At 53.8% G+C, this 17,879-nt stretch carries 15 protein-coding genes and 2 tRNA genes; 6 read left to right on the top strand and 11 right to left on the bottom strand.

Annotated elements, in window-relative coordinates:
* Positions 1 to 43: 43 nt before the first annotated feature.
* The 7 genes from IM267_RS06405 to nagB form a co-directional block, all read right to left on the bottom strand.
* A tRNA-Leu gene (locus tag IM267_RS06405) sits at positions 44 to 128 on the bottom strand.
* Positions 129 to 136: 8 nt separating this feature from the next.
* Positions 137 to 213: transfer RNA gene (locus tag IM267_RS06400), tRNA-Met, on the bottom strand.
* 225 nt (positions 214 to 438) lie between these two features.
* Entirely contained in the window at positions 439 to 2,103 is a 1,665-nt protein-coding gene (asnB, locus tag IM267_RS06395) for an asparagine synthase B (RefSeq protein WP_063449368.1), read from the bottom strand.
* Positions 2,104 to 2,353: 250 nt separating this feature from the next.
* Positions 2,354 to 3,106, bottom strand: a complete 753-nt coding sequence (gene nagD / locus IM267_RS06390) for a ribonucleotide monophosphatase NagD (protein ID WP_063449367.1) — start codon at positions 3,104 to 3,106, stop codon at positions 2,354 to 2,356.
* A 45-nt stretch (positions 3,107 to 3,151) separates the two neighbouring features.
* Positions 3,152 to 4,372 (bottom strand): N-acetylglucosamine repressor, encoded by a 1,221-nt coding sequence (locus IM267_RS06385; protein WP_102750595.1) that lies wholly within the window; start codon positions 4,370 to 4,372, stop codon positions 3,152 to 3,154.
* Positions 4,373 to 4,380: 8 nt separating this feature from the next.
* A complete protein-coding gene (nagA, locus tag IM267_RS06380) occupies positions 4,381 to 5,529 on the bottom strand; it encodes an N-acetylglucosamine-6-phosphate deacetylase (protein WP_063449365.1) in 1,149 nt (382 codons plus the stop codon).
* Between the two features lie 55 nt (positions 5,530 to 5,584).
* Positions 5,585 to 6,385 (bottom strand): glucosamine-6-phosphate deaminase, encoded by an 801-nt coding sequence (gene nagB / locus IM267_RS06375; RefSeq protein WP_003858663.1) that lies wholly within the window; start codon positions 6,383 to 6,385, stop codon positions 5,585 to 5,587.
* 325 nt (positions 6,386 to 6,710) lie between these two features.
* Between nagB and nagE the strand changes: the two genes are divergently transcribed.
* The 4 genes from nagE to chiQ all read left to right on the top strand — a co-directional run bounded on the left by nagE (position 6,711) and on the right by chiQ (position 12,716).
* Positions 6,711 to 8,660: a PTS N-acetyl glucosamine transporter subunit IIABC gene (gene nagE, locus IM267_RS06370; RefSeq protein ID WP_107534926.1), complete on the top strand. Its 1,950-nt coding sequence runs from the start codon at positions 6,711 to 6,713 to the stop codon at positions 8,658 to 8,660.
* Positions 8,661 to 8,830: 170 nt separating this feature from the next.
* A complete protein-coding gene (gene glnS / locus IM267_RS06365; RefSeq protein ID WP_063866092.1) occupies positions 8,831 to 10,498 on the top strand; it encodes a glutamine--tRNA ligase in 1,668 nt (555 codons plus the stop codon).
* Positions 10,499 to 10,944: 446 nt separating this feature from the next.
* Positions 10,945 to 12,342, top strand: coding sequence for a chitoporin (gene chiP, locus IM267_RS06360; protein ID WP_107534927.1), 1,398 nt, complete (start codon positions 10,945 to 10,947; stop codon positions 12,340 to 12,342).
* 47 nt (positions 12,343 to 12,389) lie between these two features.
* Positions 12,390 to 12,716: a ChiQ/YbfN family lipoprotein gene (gene chiQ / locus IM267_RS06355; RefSeq protein ID WP_193033028.1), complete on the top strand. Its 327-nt coding sequence runs from the start codon at positions 12,390 to 12,392 to the stop codon at positions 12,714 to 12,716.
* A 92-nt stretch (positions 12,717 to 12,808) separates the two neighbouring features.
* Here the strand turns inward: chiQ and fur are convergent, their stop codons facing one another.
* The 4 genes from fur to ybfF form a co-directional block, all read right to left on the bottom strand.
* On the bottom strand, positions 12,809 to 13,255 hold the full coding sequence (gene fur, locus IM267_RS06350; protein WP_003858655.1) for a ferric iron uptake transcriptional regulator: 447 nt from the start codon (positions 13,253 to 13,255) through the stop codon (positions 12,809 to 12,811).
* A gap of 291 nt (positions 13,256 to 13,546) precedes the next feature.
* A complete protein-coding gene (gene fldA, locus IM267_RS06345; protein WP_003858653.1) occupies positions 13,547 to 14,077 on the bottom strand; it encodes a flavodoxin FldA in 531 nt (176 codons plus the stop codon).
* Positions 14,078 to 14,232: 155 nt separating this feature from the next.
* On the bottom strand, positions 14,233 to 14,520 hold the full coding sequence (gene ybfE / locus IM267_RS06340; RefSeq protein ID WP_063866095.1) for a LexA regulated protein: 288 nt from the start codon (positions 14,518 to 14,520) through the stop codon (positions 14,233 to 14,235).
* A gap of 128 nt (positions 14,521 to 14,648) precedes the next feature.
* Entirely contained in the window at positions 14,649 to 15,422 is a 774-nt protein-coding gene (gene ybfF, locus IM267_RS06335; RefSeq protein WP_193033025.1) for an esterase, read from the bottom strand.
* Between the two features lie 183 nt (positions 15,423 to 15,605).
* Between ybfF and seqA the strand changes: the two genes are divergently transcribed.
* Together seqA and pgm are read left to right on the top strand one after the other, a co-directional pair.
* Positions 15,606 to 16,151, top strand: coding sequence for a replication initiation negative regulator SeqA (gene seqA / locus IM267_RS06330; RefSeq protein ID WP_063449359.1), 546 nt, complete (start codon positions 15,606 to 15,608; stop codon positions 16,149 to 16,151).
* Between the two features lie 24 nt (positions 16,152 to 16,175).
* Positions 16,176 to 17,816, top strand: a complete 1,641-nt coding sequence (gene pgm / locus IM267_RS06325) for a phosphoglucomutase (alpha-D-glucose-1,6-bisphosphate-dependent) (protein ID WP_063449358.1) — start codon at positions 16,176 to 16,178, stop codon at positions 17,814 to 17,816.
* Positions 17,817 to 17,879: the final 63 nt, after the last annotated feature.

Here is a 17,879-nt window from a genome sequence, read left to right as displayed (position 1 = left end):
TACCGCTTGGCGATACCCCATCCGTGCAACGCTTACCTGGGAATGGTGCGGGAGGCGAGACTTGAACTCGCACACCTTGCGGCGCCAGAACCTAAATCTGGTGCGTCTACCAATTTCGCCACTCCCGCAAAAAATATGGTGGCTACGACGGGATTCGAACCTGTGACCCCATCATTATGAGTGATGTGCTCTAACCAACTGAGCTACGTAGCCATCTTTTTTTCGCGTTACCTTATCGGCGTTGCGGGGCGCATTATGCGTATAGACCCTTGCAGCGTCAACACCTTTTTCAATGAAAATAGCCGGAATGTGACTGTTTGGTTAGGTTGCGAACAGCGAGGCCGAATATTCGACAATTATTGGTTATTAATCGTTTTTATGCGGGGAAAAGAGAGGCAAAAAATTCAGGCCCCGGAGGGCCTGATTATGGTCTGGACATTATTTATAAGCAGACTGGTGAACGCCTACCGCACGTCCTGATGGATCGTTCATGGCTTTGAAAGATTCATCCCATTCAATGGCTTTGGCAGACGAGCAGGCGACCGATGGCCCCCCCGGTACGCACTCGGCTGCGCTTGGAACCGGGAACAGTTCTTCAAAGATCTCACGGTACAGATACGCCTCTTTCGAACCCGGCGTGTTGTACGGGAAGCGGAAGCTCGCGGTTTCCAGCTGTTGGTCAGAAACCTGCTTCGCCGCCACCTCTTTCAGGGTGTCGATCCAGCTGTAGCCTACGCCATCCGAGAACTGCTCTTTCTGACGCCACGCCACGCTCGCCGGCAGGTAGGATTCAAAACATTCGCGCAGGATATGTTTTTCCATTTTGCCGTTGCCGCACATTTTATCCTGCGGGTTGATGCGCATTGCCACGTCGAGAAATTTCTTATCGAGGAACGGCACGCGGGCTTCCACGCCCCAGGCGGACATGGCCTTGTTGGCGCGCGCGCAGTCAAACATGTGCAGCGCCTGTAGCTTACGCACCGTCTCTTCATGCAGCTCTTTGGCGTTCGGCGCTTTATGGAAATAGAGGTAACCGCCAAACACTTCGTCAGAACCTTCACCGGAGAGCACCATCTTGATGCCCATCGCCTTGATCTTACGCGACATCAGGTACATCGGCGTGGAGGCGCGAATGGTGGTCACATCATAGGTTTCAATGTGATAGATCACGTCGCGGATCGCGTCCAGGCCTTCCTGCACGGTGAAGTGAATTTCGTGGTGCACGGTGCCCAGATGGTTCGCCACTTCCTGGGCAGCCTTCAGGTCAGGTGCCCCTTCCAGACCCACGGCAAAGGAGTGCAGCTGCGGCCACCAGGCTTCGGAACGCTCCTGATCTTCCACGCGACGGGCGGCGAATTTTTTGGTGATCGCGGAGATCACGGAGGAGTCCAGGCCGCCGGAGAGCAGAACGCCGTACGGCACGTCAGACATCAGGTGGCTCTTCACGGACTCTTCCAGCGCCTGACGCAGTTCGGCTTTATCCGTCACGTTGTCTTTCACCGCGTCATAGTCAAACCAGTCGCGCTGGTAATAAGGGCGGATCTCGCCGTCTTTACTCCACAGGTAGCTGCCCGCCGGGAACTCTTTAATGGTGCGACAAACCGGTACCAGCGCTTTCATCTCTGAAGCAACGTAGAAGTTGCCGTGTTCATCGTGCCCCATGTACAGCGGGATAATACCGATATGGTCACGGCCAATCAGGTAAGCGTCTTTTTCGCTGTCGTACAGCGCGAAGGCAAACATGCCTTGCAGCTCGTCGAGGAACTCCGGGCCTTTCTCCTGATACAGCGCCAGGATCACTTCACAGTCAGAACCGGTCTGAAAGGCGTAGCGGTCGCCGTACTCGGCGCGCAGCGCCTGATGGTTGTAAATTTCACCGTTAACAGCCAGCGCGTGCGTTTTTTTCTCGTTATACAGCGGCTGTGCACCGGCGTTGACGTCAACAATGGAGAGACGTTCGTGAGCCAGAATCGCTTTATCGCTGGCGTAAACGCCTGACCAGTCCGGACCGCGATGGCGCATCAGGCGGGACAATTCGAGTGCTTTTTTACGCAGTTCGCCCGCGTCAGTTTTAATATCCAGTACGCCAAAAATAGAACACATAACCTTCTCCGTTAACCCTGTTGCATTGTGATGTTGCTTGCTTATGAAAATGCCGCAAAAGGGGGAGGGCGCGCAAGCGTTTTACGGGTGAAAACGTAAATAGTGCAACGACGATTGCCGAATCTTAAAAATAGAGCATGCCGAAGGCGATTTTATTGATGATTGTTCAGTAAAAGGCGGGTTTTGTTAGATGACGGTATGTTTTACGACGCCAGAAATGAAAAACCACGCCCTGGGGCGTGGTTCTGAATCAAATAACGTCGATTTCGTCGACAGAGGGGTAAATCCAGCTTGGCCGGAAGGGCATCGTATCAATGTCATCAAGCTGCGAGACGCCAGAAAGCACCAGAATGGTTTCAAGCCCCGCCTGGAAACCGGCCAGAATATCGGTGCGCAGGTTGTCGCCAACAATGACGGTATCTTCCGAGTGTGCCTGCATCGTATTCAGCGCGGCGCGAATGATCCACGGGCTTGGTTTGCCGACAACAAACGGCTTACGGCCAGAGATTTTTTCGATACCGGCGCACAGCGCACCGCAGGCGGGATAAAAACCACGACCGTGCGTATCCGGGTTGGTGGCGATAAAACGCGCACCGTTGGCGACAAAGTAGGCTGCTTTATGCATCATCTCCCAGTTAAAGGAGCGCGTTTCACCCACGATAACAAAGTCCGGGTTCACGTCGGTGATGGTAAAGCCCGCTTTATACAGCTCGTGGATCAGCGCGCCTTCGCCGACCACGTAGGCTTTCTTGCCTTCCTGACGCTTCAGGAAATCTGCCGTTGCCATAGCGGAGGTATAAAATACGCTGTCCGGGACATTAACGCCCGCAGTCGCAAAGCGGTTTGCCAGATCCTGACCAGTCTGTGAAGGGTAGTTCGTGAGAAGAACCAGTGGCATTCCTTTGTCGATGATGCGGTGAAGAAACTCCGCAGCACCCGGCACGGCAACGTTGTCGTGCATCAGCACGCCGTCGATATCACAAATTACATTCTTAATGGTCATGGACAATCCGACATCAAAAAAAGAAGGCGTTACTATAAGGTCCGATCAGGATTCCAGCAAATGTTGCAGCAGGATCCCGTTGAGCATGGCACGTTTTACCAGGGCGAATGCGCCAATTGCCGAGCGGTGATCCAGCGTAGAGCGCACTACCGGCAGGTTCTGGCGAAATGCCTTCAGCGCCTGGGTATTGATGCAGCCCTCAATGGCAGGCAGTAACACTTTTTCGGCTTCCACGATCTCCCCGGCAATCACCACTTTTTGCGGATTAAACAGGTTGATGGCAATGGCGATGGTTTTACCCAGGTGCCGTCCTACCTGTTCGATCACTTCGCAGGCCAGCGCATCGCCTTTATTTGCCGCCTTGCAGATGGCGCCGATCTTACAATCGTCCAGCGTGACGCGGCTCTGGTAACCCTGCTCCAGCAGATGGCGAACGCGATGTTCAATGGCGGCATTCGCGGCAACGGTTTCAAGACAGCCAAAGTTACCGCAGTGGCAGCGTTCGCCAAGCGGTTCAACCTGGATATGACCAATCTCGCCCACGTTGCCGTTACGACCAATAAAAATACGGCCATTGGAGATAATGCCTGCGCCCGTACCGCGGTGTACGCGCACCAGAATAGAGTCTTCGCAGTCCTGGCTCGCACCAAAGTAGTGCTCCGCCAGCGCCAGGGAGCGAATATCGTGCCCGACAAAACAGGTTAGCTTAAAGCGCTTTTCCAGCGCTTCAACCAGACCCCAGTTCTCCACGTTAATATGCGGCATGTAGCGAATAACGCCGCTCTCCGGGTCGACCAGGCCGGGCAGAATGACCGAAATGGCAATCAGCTCGCGGATCTTGCGCTGACAGCTTTCAATAAAGTGCGCGATGGTATTCAGTAAGGCGTGTTCGAGCGTTTCCTGCGTGCGCTCGGGCAGCGGGTAGTGCTCTTCGGCAATCGCTTTGCTGCTCAGATCGTAGAGCGTAAGCGTGGTGTCATGACGGCCTAAGCGGACGCCAATCGCCTGAAAATTGCGGGTTTCAGTGACAATGGAAATCGCGCGACGGCCTCCGGTGGAGGCCTGCTGATCCACTTCTTTGATCAGGCCGCGCTCAATGAGCTGACGCGTGATTTTTGTCACGCTGGCGGGAGCAAGCTGGCTTTGTTCGGCTATCTGAATGCGTGAGATCGGCCCGTGCTGGTCAATCAGGCGATAAACTGCCGCGCTGTTAAGTTGTTTAACGAGATCGACATTACCGATTTGAGCTTGTCCGCCTGGTGTCATACTTTTACTTACTCAGTGACGACCTCGTTACCATTAACGATGGTCTTAATAATTTTATAATCGTGTGTGAACGCCGTCAGGTTTGCAACCATACCTGGCGCAATACCCCCGAGCTGTTTATCTACGCCAATGGCGCGCGCCGGATACAGCGTGGCCATGCGCAGCACTTCCTCAAGCGCAATGCCGCAATGTTCAACGAGGTTACGCACCCCTTCGATCATCGTCAGAGAAGAACCGCTCAGCGTGCCGTTCTCATCCACACACAGTCCATTCCGGTAGTATATTGTTTTACCAGCAAAAATGAACTGGTCAATATTTGCCCCTGCCGGAGCGGTAGCATCCGTTACCAGGCAGAGCTTGTCGCCCTTGAGACGCTTGGCGTTGCGGATGTTGGTGTAATCCACATGCAAGCCGTCGGCGATAATGCCGCAGTAGACGTCTGGTTCATCCAGAATAGCGCCGACCAGCCCGGGTTCGCGGCCAGTAATATACGGCATCGCGTTATAAAGGTGTGTGGCAAAGGTAATGCCTGCGCGGAAGCCGGCTTTCGCCTCTTTCAGCGTTGCGTTCGAATGACCGGCTGACACCACAATCCCGGCAGCGGCCAGTTTGCTGATAACATCCGTGCCGGTCATTTCCGGCGCCAGCGTCACTTTAGCGATCACGTCGGCATTGGCGCACATGTAGTCAACCAGCTCGGCATCCGGCTTGCGCACGTAGTTCGGGTTATGGGTGCCTTTTTTGACCATGTTCAGCCACGGTCCTTCCAGGTGCAGACCCAGCGCCTGGTTCGGGTGTTTGGCCAGATACTCGCGCATAACGCGGATACCCTGTTTCATCAGGTCATCGCTGCTGGTGATAAGCGTCGGCAGATAGCTGGTGCAGCCCGATTTCTCGTTGGCTTTCTGCATGATTTCCAGCGTTTCAACCGTCACCGCTTCTGCGGTATCGTTAAACTGGACACCGCCGCAGCCGTTAAGCTGTACGTCGATGAAACCGGGGGAGATTACAGCTCCATTGAGTGAGCGCTGTTCGATCTCCGGCGGCAGTTCCGCCAGCGGGCAAACACGTTCAATCAGGCCATTGGCGATAACAATCGCATGGTCATCCAGAATTTCATGGCCGGTATAAATCCGACCGTGGGTTAAAGCGTACATATCGACCCCCGGTTAAAAAAAGCGACCGCCTCTGACAGAAGAGGCGGTTATTCAATTACAGACCTTTGATGTTCTCAGCTTCTAACTCGTTGAAGTATTTCAGCGTTTTCACTTTCAGTTCCATGGTGGACGGTTCGTCACACACGACAACCGCTTTTGGATGCAGCTGCAAGCAGCTGATAGTCCACATATGGTTCACGTTACCTTCAACGGCAGCCTGAAGCGCTTGCGCTTTCACGGCACCCAGCACCAGAATCATCACTTCTTCAGCATCCAGCAGCGTACCCACGCCCACGGTCAGCGCGTATTTAGGCACCTGATTGACATCGCCATCAAAGAAGCGGGAGTTAGCCACACGCGTGTCATGAGTCAGCGTTTTAATACGGGTGCGGGAAGCCAGTGAAGATGCCGGTTCGTTGAACGCGATGTGGCCATCGTTGCCCACGCCGCCCATAAACAGGTGGATTTTACCGTAGGAACGGATTTTTTCTTCATACTGACGGCATTCTGCGTCAATATCAGGCGCGTTTCCATTCAGCAGGTTAATATTTTCAGCCGGAATATCAACGTGATCGAAGAAATTACGGTGCATAAAGCTGTGGTAACTTTCCGGATGTTCCTTTGGCAGGCCGACATATTCGTCCATGTTGAAGGTCACAACGTGCTTGAAGCTAACCTGGCCCGCTTTATGCATTTCAACCAGCGCTTTATACGCGGTCAGTGGCGTGCCGCCGGTTGGAAGACCGAGAACGAAAGGACGATCGGCTGTTGGTTTGAACGCGTTGATGCGGTTAACGATATGACGAGCAGCCCATTTTCCGACTTGTTCAGCTGTTGCCAGGGGAATCAGTCTCATTATTCACCTCTAAAGTTTAAGTAAAAGTGGGCGGATGATTAGTGCAACCTGAACTAAGCGTAACCTGGAACCTTTCAGGCCGGATCAATCCGTCTTGATTTTTTGAATGATAAAATAAGTTTTCGTCGTTAGCCAGTGAAAGGGAGGGTTTAATACGATATTTGGTGACAATAATCACAAAAAATAGGTGTTTAATTTGCGATACGAATTAATTTTTCACACACTCACACTGCCAGTGAATCATCAACTGTATCTATCGTTCGTGACACAATAAAAACATAGTTTATGCGCGAGTCTTAACAATGGGTCTCGTAGGGGGAATAGGATGAATATTTTAGGTTTTTTCCAGCGCCTCGGTAGGGCTTTGCAGCTCCCTATCGCCGTGCTACCGGTTGCAGCGTTGCTGCTGCGATTCGGGCAACCCGATCTTCTTAACGTGCCGTTTATTGCCCAGGCAGGCGGCGCTATTTTTGACAACCTTGCGCTGATCTTCGCCATCGGCGTGGCGTCAAGCTGGTCAAAAGACAGCGCCGGTGCTGCGGCACTGGCAGGGGCGGTAGGTTACTTCATCCTCACGAAAGCGATGGTAACCATCAACCCGGAAATCAACATGGGTGTACTGGCGGGTATCATTACCGGTCTGGTCGGTGGCGCCGTGTACAACCGCTGGGCAGGTATCAAACTGCCTGACTTCCTGAGCTTCTTCGGCGGTAAACGTTTTGTGCCGATTGCGACGGGCTTTTTCTGTCTGATCCTGGCAGCCATCTTTGGCTACGTCTGGCCACCGGTGCAGCACGCTATCCATGCGGGCGGCGAGTGGATCGTCTCTGCGGGCGCAATGGGTGCGGGCATCTTCGGTTTCATTAACCGTCTGCTGATCCCAACCGGTCTGCATCAGGTACTGAACACCATCGCCTGGTTCCAGATTGGTGAGTTCACCAACGCGGCCGGCGCGGTATTCCACGGTGATATCAACCGCTTCTACGCAGGCGATGGCACCGCAGGCATGTTCATGTCCGGCTTCTTCCCAATCATGATGTTTGGTCTGCCTGGCGCTGCGCTGGCAATGTACCTGGCTGCGCCAAAAGCGCGTCGCCCGATGGTGGGCGGTATGCTGCTGTCCGTTGCAGTAACGGCTTTCCTGACCGGCGTGACCGAGCCGCTGGAATTCCTGTTCATGTTCCTGGCGCCGCTGCTGTACCTCATGCACGCCATCCTGACCGGCATCAGCCTGTTCGTTGCTACCCTTCTGGGCATCCATGCTGGCTTCTCCTTCTCCGCAGGCGCCATCGACTACGTGCTGATGTACAACCTGCCGGCGGCAAGCAGCAACGTCTGGATGCTGGTGGTGATGGGCCTGATCTTCTTCGTTATCTACTTCGTTCTGTTCAGCGCGGTTATTCGCATGTTTAACCTGAAAACGCCGGGCCGCGAAGACACGAAAGAAGATGTGGTGACCAGTGAAGCCAACAGTAATACCGAAGAAGGTTTAACCCAGCTGGCAACCAGCTACATTGCCGCTGTAGGCGGTACCGATAACCTGAAAGCGATTGATGCCTGTATTACCCGTCTGCGTCTGACCGTGGGCGACTCTGCGCGCGTGAGCGATGCAATGTGTAAACGCCTGGGCGCATCTGGCGTGGTGAAGCTGAACAAACAAACCATCCAGGTTATCGTGGGTGCGAAAGCCGAATCTATCGGCGATGAAATGAAAAAAGTGGTTGCCCGTGGCCCGGTTGCTGCCGCCTCAGCGGACAGCGCGCCAGTGGCCGACGCTCCGGCTGCGAAGCCGCAGGCTGTGCCAAATGCGGTGACCATCGCTGCGCTGGTTTCTCCGGTGACGGGTGACGTGGTTGCGCTTGAGCAGGTGCCTGACGAAGCGTTCGCCAGCAAAGCCGTAGGCGACGGCGTGGCCGTGAAGCCAACGGATAAAACCGTGGTCTCTCCGGCAGCCGGCACCATCGTGAAAATCTTCAACACCAACCACGCGTTCTGCCTGGAAACTGAGAAAGGCGCGGAGATCGTTGTCCATATGGGTATCGATACCGTTGCGCTGAACGGTCAGGGCTTTACTCGCCTGGTGGAAGAGGGTGCCGAAGTGGTGGCAGGTCAGCCGATCCTGGAAATGGATCTGGACTTCCTGAACGCCAACGCGCGCTCCATGATAAGCCCTGTGGTGTGCAGCAACATCGACGACTTCAGCGGTCTGGTACTCCAGGCGCAGGGTCAGGTAGTTGCGGGCCAGACACCACTGTATGAGATTAAAGGCAAGTAATCGCTCCTGAGTAGAGTTATGCCTTTAGCGGCGGGGGGAAATCCTCCGCCGCTTTTTTTTGCAGCAAATGCCCCCATTATTTTCTTCTGGAACGTTTTAAGGGTTGTCACTACGTCCGGCTTATAAGATCATATGCCGTTATACGTTGTTTACGCTTTGAGGAATCCACGATGAGTGAGGCAGAAGCCCGCCCGAGTAACTTTATTCGTCAGATCATCGATGAAGATCTGGCCAGTGGTAAGCACACCACGGTGCACACGCGTTTCCCGCCGGAGCCAAACGGCTACCTGCACATTGGTCACGCTAAATCGATCTGCCTGAACTTTGGTATCGCGCAAGACTACCAGGGGCAGTGCAACCTGCGTTTCGATGACACCAACCCGGTTAAAGAAGACATCGAATACGTTGAGTCGATTAAAAACGACGTGCAATGGCTGGGCTTCAACTGGTCTGGCGATATCTGCTACTCCTCAGACTATTTCGATCAGCTGTATGCCTATGCGGTTGAACTGATCAACAAAGGTCTGGCTTACGTTGACGAGCTGTCTGCTGACGAAATCCGTGAATACCGCGGTACGCTGACTCAGCCCGGCAAAAACAGCCCGTTCCGCGATCGCAGCGTGGAAGAGAACCTGGCGCTGTTTGAAAAAATGCGTGCCGGCGGCTTCGAAGAAGGCAAAGCGTGCCTGCGTGCCAAAATCGATATGGCATCTCCGTTCATCGTGATGCGCGACCCGGTGCTGTACCGCATTAAGTTCGCTGAACACCACCAGACCGGTAACAAGTGGTGCATCTACCCGATGTACGACTTCACCCACTGCATCAGCGATGCGCTGGAAGGTATTACGCACTCGCTGTGTACGCTGGAGTTCCAGGACAACCGTCGTCTGTACGACTGGGTGCTGGATAACATCACCATTCCCGTGCATCCGCGTCAGTACGAATTCTCTCGTCTGAACCTGGAATACACCGTGATGTCCAAGCGTAAGCTTAACCTGCTGGTCACCGACAAGCACGTTGAAGGCTGGGACGACCCGCGCATGCCGACCATTTCTGGCCTGCGTCGTCGTGGCTACACCTCCGCGTCCATTCGTGAGTTCTGCAAACGTATCGGCGTCACCAAGCAGGACAACACCATTGAGATGGCCTCACTGGAATCCTGCATCCGTGAAGATCTGAACGAAAACGCGCCGCGCGCGATGGCGGTGATCGACCCGGTTAAGCTGGTTATCGAAAACTATCCGCAGGGCGAAAGCGAGCTGGTCTCTATGCCTAACCATCCGAACAAACCGGAAATGGGCACCCGCGACGTGCCGTTCAGCGGTGAAATCTGGATCGATCGTGCTGACTTCCGTGAAGAAGCGAACAAGCAGTACAAGCGTCTGGTGATGGGTAAAGAAGTGCGTCTGCGTAACGCCTATGTCATCAAAGCCGAGCGCGTAGAAAAAGATGCGGAAGGTAACATCACGACCATCTTCTGTACGTACGACGCAGAGACGCTGAGCAAAGATCCGGCGGATGGCCGTAAAGTGAAAGGCGTAATCCACTGGGTGAGCGCCCAGCACGCGCTGCCGGTTGAGATCCGCCTGTACGATCGCCTGTTCAGCGTGCCGAATCCAGGTGCGGCGGAAGACTTCCTCGCAACCATCAACCCGGAATCGCTGGTCATTAAGCAAGGCTATGCTGAGCCGTCCCTGAAGGCCGCTGAGGCCGGCAAGGCGTTCCAGTTTGAGCGTGAAGGTTACTTCTGCCTGGACAGCCGCTACAGCACGGCAGAAAAACCAGTATTTAATCGTACCGTGGGTCTGCGTGATACCTGGACTAAGATCGGCGAATAATAACGCTGCTCTGGTCAATGAGAAACAAACGCCGCGTAATGCGGCGTTTTTTTATTTAATGATCATATCGTTAAGCGCAGGCGAAATTATTATAAGCCAGCAGAACGGGTCAATGAGGTGCTACTTATTTTTCTAAAAAAAGTTTGTTTATTTACGAAAAACGAAAAGGGATAAAAATAGATAAATAGTAATGGCGTTACTTGCTGAAAATCCACCGGTTCCCCGCCAGCACTCGGCTCCTGCTAATTGTTACAAAGCACTACGAAATATGTGCTCTTCGTCATAATCCTGACTTTTGCCTGATTAAAAGCATTGATAATTCGCGTCGCGAAAAATAACCTAAAGACGGTAGTTAATTCGAGGGTATTTCTGACTACCCCTGACCTTTTGGTCTTTTCTGTTTTTCGCCGTTTAAGGCGTTTTAATTCGTCAAAGAGGAATAATCTATGCGTACGTTCAGTGGCAAACGTAGTGCGCTGGCGCTGGCTATCGCCGGTGTGACAGCAATGTCAGGCCTGGTGATTGCGCCAGAGGCTAAAGCAGCAGGCTTCATTGAAGATTCCACCCTCACGGGCGGTATTTATTACTGGCAGCGTGAGCGTGACCGTAAAGACGTCACTGAAAATAAATACAAAACCAACCTTTCTCACTCGACCTGGAACGCCAACCTGGATTTCCAGTCGGGATATGCCGCCGATATGTTCGGGATTGATATTGCTGCTTTCACCGCAATTGAAATGGCCGAAAATGGCGACAGCGGTCACCCGAACGAAATTGCATTCTCCTCCAGCAACAAAGCCTACGACGAAGACTGGTCCGGCGATAAAAGCGGTATCAGCCTTTATAAAGCGGCGGCAAAATTCAAATATGGTCCGGTCTGGGCGCGCGGGGGGTATATCCAGCCAACAGGACAAACGCTGTTAGCGCCGCACTGGAGCTTTATGCCAGGTACCTATCAGGGGGCGGAAGCCGGCGCTAATTTTGACTACGGCGATGCGGGGGCGTTGAGCTTCTCCTATATGTGGACCAACGAGTACAAAGCGCCGTGGCACATTGAGATGGACAAGTTCTACCAGAACGATAAAAAAACCAAAGTTGAGTATCTCCACTCTCTTGGCGCGAAGTATGACTTTAAAAACGATTTGGTGCTGGAAGCGGCGTTCGGTCAGGCTGAAGGCTATATCGATCAGTACTTTGCTAAGGCCAGCTATAAATTTGATATCGCAGGTAGCCCGCTGAGCACCAGCTATCAGTTCTACGGCACGCGCGATAAGGTCAGCGATGGCAGCGTAAATGATATCTATGACGGTACCGCATGGTTACAGGCGCTGACCTTCGGCTACAAGGTCGGCCAGGTTGATTTACGCCTGGAAGGGACGTGGGTTAAGGCTGAAGGGCAGCAGGGTTACTTCCTGCAACGTATGACGCCTACCTATGCCTCCTCTAACGGTCGTCTGGATATCTGGTGGGATAACCGCTCTGACTTTAACGCCGACGGCGAAAAGGCGGTCTTCTTCGGCGCAATGTATGACCTGAAAAACTGGAACCTGCCCGGCTGGGCAGTAGGGGCGTCTTATGCGTACGCCTGGGATGCGAAGCCCGGGGATATGGCAACGCCAGACGCGTACTACGATCCAAACTACCGTCTGAAAGAGTCTTCATACAGCCTGGATGCGATCTACACCCTTCAGGAGGGCCGTGCGAAAGGCACGATGTTCAAACTGCACTTCACCCAGTATGACAACCACTCCGATATCCCGAGCTACGCGGGCGGCTACGGCAACATCTTCCAGGATGAACGTGACGTGAAATTCATGGTCATTGCGCCATTTACCATCTTCTGATGAATGCTGCGGCGGGCGGTGTCCCGCCGTTATGGAGACTGAACATGATGAATAAAAGGATAATCGTTGCGTTGCTGGCATTCGGGCTGGTGGCATGTGCGCAGGATCAGGCACCGAAAGAGGACTCCCGTCTGAAAGAGGCCTACAGCGCGTGCATCAATACCGCACAGGGTTCACCTGAGAAGATTGAGGCCTGTCAAAGCGTGCTGAACGTGCTGAAAAAAGACAAAGCCCATGAGCAATTCGCCACGCAGGAAAACGTTCGCGTGATGGATTACCAGGCCTGCATTCAGGCGCGTAAAACCGGTAACGATCAGGAAGTGGCGAAGCGTTGCGATAAGATCTGGAACGAGATACGCAATAACAATAAATAAGTTGCTTTACGCCCGGTAGCGCTGCGCTTACCGGGCTTTTTTCAGGCAAAAAAAAGCCAACCTCACGGCTGGCTCAGAGTATGAACACTCACTTATTTTGCGTCGTGCGCATGTTCATTTTCGCGGCAATCCCCTTCAGCGCAGTGACCATACAGGTACAGGCTGTGGTTAGTCAGGCGGATGCCATGACGGGCGGCGATTTCACGCTGGCGTGATTCAATGGAATCATCGCTAAATTCAATGACCTTGCCACAGTCGAGGCAGATCAGGTGATCGTGGTGGTGCTGCTGAGTCAGTTCGAACACGGACTTGCCGCCTTCGAAATTATGACGAGTAACAATGCCCGCGTCGTCAAACTGGTTCAGCACACGATAGACGGTTGCCAGCCCAATCTCTTCACCCATATCGATAAGACGCTTGTAAAGGTCTTCCGCACTGACATGGTGATTGTCTGGCCCCTGAAGCACTTCAAGGATTTTTAACCGAGGAAGCGTTACTTTCAGGCCAGCTTTCTTTAATGCGGTATTGTTGTCAGTCATGCGGAATCTGTCCTGTTGCTAAACGATTCACTTCAAAAGAAGAAGTGACAGAAAATGCACTTGGGATAATGCGTCTCATTATAGAACTGCCATGCCTAAATGAAAACTGCAAGTCTCAAGCAAAGTATGCTTATAAAAACGTGGTATCACCAACAAACTTGTTCGATGGCACCCACTTTTTACCAGGGGGATATTGTACAGGTCTGAGCGAAAAAGTTAAAAGTTTGTAGCAATTAATTTAATCGGTTTTACCTGGAAAACGGGCGCAACCGGAGTTGCGCCGCAGGGATATCAGGCGTTAAGGATATCGTCCAGGTTCAGCTCTTCGCGAACCTGCTTAACCCATTTTTCTACGCGCTCAGCGGTCAGCTCTGGCTGGCGGTCTTCGTCAATGGCCAGGCCAACGAAGTGATCGTCATCTGCCAGACCTTTAGAAGCCTCGAAGTGGTAACCCGCCGTTGGCCAGTGACCGACGATCGCCGCGCCGCGTGGCTCAATGATGTCGCGAATGGTGCCCAGCGCATCACAGAAATACTCAGCATAATCTTCCTGATCGCCGCAGCCGAACAGGGCAACCAGCTTGCCGTTGAAGTCAACCTCTTCCAGCGTCGGGAAGAAATCGTCCCAGTCACACTGGGCTTCACCGTAGTACCAGGTCGGGATGCCCAGCAGCAGGATGTCATAGCCCTCGAGATCTTCTTTGCTGCTCTTGGCGATGTCATGCACATCAGCAACGTCTTTACCGAGCTGTTTTTGAATGTTTTTTGCGATATTTTCAGTATTGCCGGTATCACTGCCAAAGAAAATGCCGATGATTGCCATGAGTAAAATAACCTCTTGAAACTTAATGGTATGGTGGCGCAAATTGTCCACGGATAAGGGCAATAATAGCAGAACAGACAACCCTGCGGAAACAGCTATCACGCAGGACTGCACTCTGTGCTACATGAAAAAGGTAATATTGAGGATTTTCTGACTCACGCCTTGCCGCGTAACGTCTCAAGCTGGGCGATCAGCATCTCTTCGATCAGTTCGCTGCGGCTGATGTTGCGCGCGTCAGCTAACGCGTTAAGCGCATCGACGGCATCGGCATTCAGCTTCAGTTCGACACGCTTAAGCCCACGATTTTTATCGCGTTTAAGCTGGTTGCGTTTATTGATACGCAGCTGTTCATCGCGTGAAAGCGGATTCGTTTTCGGTCGTCCCGGTCGACGCTCATTCGCGAACAGATCTAGTGTCGTACGGTCCGTTTGTTCTTTGGCCATGATTCTGAGACTTCGGGGGATACACGCCGCCCTGCTAATGCCCGGGCGATAAGCGCGCCATCATACATCACCCAAATCCACACGCCAACGACTGGAAGCCCGTCGTCTTCCGGTCGCTGGCTTTTTAATCAATTCGCGGTATCAGTGAGATAGCGGCGAATGGCGCGCAGGACGGCGTCAGGTTTTTCTGCATGTACCCAGTGCCCGGCACCGGCAATGACGTGAGCGCGTGCCTGCGGGAATTGCGCCAGCAGCGCGTCACGGTACGCATCAGTAACGTAAGGAGAGTTGCCGCCACGAATGAAGAGGGTAGGGCGCGGCCAGGCGGGGACGGTTTCCCAGCCCACAATATGCGAATACTGATCCCACAGGACCGGAACGTTAAAGCGCCATTGTCCGTCGACAAATGATTTCAGCAGAAACTGCACCACGCCTTCTTCATCGAGATGCTCGCGCATAACGGCAGCCGCCTGCTGGCGTGTGGAGACGCCTGACGCCGTCACGGCGTTGATGGCAGCGAAAATCTCATCGTGACGGCGAACGTCGTAATTGACGGGCGCAACGTCAATGACCACCAGCCCGGAAATCCGCTCGGGGGCCAGGGCGGTGAGCGCCATCACCGCTTTACCGCCCATTGAATGCCCGATGAGCGTCGCTTTCTGAATATTATTCGCATCGAGGGTGTCCAGCAGATCCTGCGCCATGGCCGCGTAGGTCATCGTTTCCGAGCGCCCGGAAAGACCGTGATTTCGCATGTCAACCTGAAGGATCTCATGATCGGTCACTAAATCGCGCGCCAGCACGCCCAGGTTATCCAGGCTACCAAACAGGCCGTGAACCAGTACGATGGGAGAATTATTGTTCGGCGATTGTGCAGTTTGCGCTCGGGTATTCAATTTCATGGCAAAGTTCTTTTTTTAGGTTTGTCAGGTTAGGGTATCATGTTGACCATTCTGCCGCCCGGGGGCAAGGATCCAGTTTAATCTGACTTTTGCCGCCAACCTGGTTTGACGCTATCCGCTGTTGGGATTTGAACCTATAATCTCAACGACTTGTATTCAGATAAGATATCGCACTGGATTAAGATGAAAACAATCGAAGTTGATGACGAACTCTATCAGTATATTGCCAGCCAGACGCGGCATATTGGGGAGAGCGCGTCCGACATTTTACGGCGCATGCTTAAAATTTCCGCCGCCTCACAGCCCACTCCCGTCACTAAAGATGTCGTGTCTCAGCCGAGCGTTGTTGCACAGGTAAAACCTGCCGTCATGCCGGCAAAAGACAAAGTGCGCGCGATGCGTGAACTGCTGCTGTCCGACGAATATGCCGAGCAGAAAAAGGCGGTTAACCGCTTTATGCTGGTGCTGTCTACACTTTACTCACTGGATCACAATGCCTTTGCTGAAGCGACAGAGTCGCTGCACGGCCGCACCCGCGTTTACTTCGCAGGTGACGAGCAGACGCTGCTGCAAAATGGCAATCAAACCAAGCCCAAACATGTTCCCGGTACGCCATACTGGGTGATCACGAATACCAATACGGGCCGCAAGTGCAGCATGATCGAACATATCATGCAATCCATGCAGTTCCCGGCGGAATTGATCGAAAAGGTTTGCGGTACAATTTAACCCTTGCATCAGAAGGACCAGGCAATGGCAAATCACAGCCGTGCAGGACAACCTGCACAACAACGCGATTTGATTAACGTCGCTCAACTGACCGCGCAGTACTACGTGCTGAAGCCGGTCGTGGGCAACGCAGAACACGCAGTGAAGTTTGGTACATCTGGCCACCGCGGCAGCGCGGCGCGCCACAGCTTTAACGAACCGCACATTCTGGCCATTGCTCAGGCCATCGCGGAAGAGCGCGCGAAAAATGGCGTCACCGGTCCGTGCTATGTTGGGAAAGATACCCACGCCCTGTCTGAACCTGCTTTTATCTCCGTGCTGGAAGTGCTGGCGGCAAACGGCGTAGACGTGATTGTTCAGGAGAACAACGGTTTCACGCCAACGCCTGCGGTGTCTAACGCTATTCTGGTACACAACAAAAAAGGGGGCGCGCAGGCTGACGGCATTGTGATCACCCCGTCCCACAACCCACCGGAAGATGGCGGCATCAAGTACAACCCACCTAACGGTGGCCCGGCAGATACCAACGTCACGAAAGTGGTGGAAGATCGCGCCAACGCATTGCTGGCAAATGGCCTGAACGGCGTGAAGCGTATCTCGCTGGATGAAGCCATGGCCTCCGGTCATGTGAAAGAGCAGGATTTGGTGCAGCCGTTTGTGGAAGGGCTGGCGGATATCGTCGATATGGCCGCGATCCAGAAAGCTGGCCTGAAGCTGGGCGTGGATCCGCTGGGCGGTTCCGGTATCGAATACTGGAAACGCATTGCCGAGCATTACAAGCTGGATCTGACCATCGTGAACGATCACGTCGATCAGACGTTCCGCTTTATGCACCTGGATAAAGACGGCGCGATCCGTATGGACTGCTCCTCCGAATGCGCAATGGCTGGCCTGCTGGCGCTGCGTGACAAGTTCGACCTGGCCTTTGCCAACGACCCGGACTACGACCGTCACGGTATCGTTACCCCGGCAGGGCTGATGAACCCGAACCACTATCTGGCCGTTGCCATCAACTACCTGTTCCAGCACCGTCCGCAGTGGGGCAAAGAGGTGGCGGTTGGTAAAACGCTGGTCTCTTCCGCCATGATTGACCGCGTGGTCGACGCACTGGGCCGTAAGCTGGTGGAAGTGCCGGTGGGCTTCAAGTGGTTTGTTGACGGCCTGCACGACGGCAGCTTTGGCTTTGGTGGTGAAGAGAGCGCGGGTGCATCCTTCCTGCGCTTTGACGGCACCCCATGGTCAACCGATAAAGACGGCATCATCATGTGCCTGCTGGCGGCGGAAATCACCGCAGTTACCGGTAAGAACCCGCAGGAACATTACAACGAGCTGGCGGAACGTTTTGGCGCGCCAAGCTATAACCGTATTCAGGCGGGCGCCACGTCTGCGCAAAAAGCAGCCCTGTCAAAACTGTCTCCGGAAATGGTCAGCGCCAGCACGCTGGCAGGTGACCCGATCACCGCGCGTCTGACGGCGGCTCCGGGCAACGGCGCGGCCATCGGCGGCCTGAAGGTGATGACCGAAAACGGCTGGTTCGCGGCGCGTCCATCCGGTACGGAAGATGCGTACAAAATCTATTGCGAAAGCTTCCTCGGCGCTGAGCACCGTCAGCAGATTGAGAAAGAAGCGGTAGAGATTGTCAGCGAAGTGCTGAAAAACGCGTAAGTGCGGTTTGTGTGCCGGGCGGCACTGCGTTTGCCCGGCCTACAACAGCGATCGTAGGCCCGG

Source organism: Enterobacter cloacae complex sp. P15RS, assembly GCF_014895905.1.
Taxonomy (GTDB): Bacteria; Pseudomonadota; Gammaproteobacteria; order Enterobacterales; family Enterobacteriaceae; genus Enterobacter; species Enterobacter quasihormaechei.
Note: the sequence above shows the minus strand (reverse complement) of the source record. Positions and strands in the feature narration are given on the sequence as shown.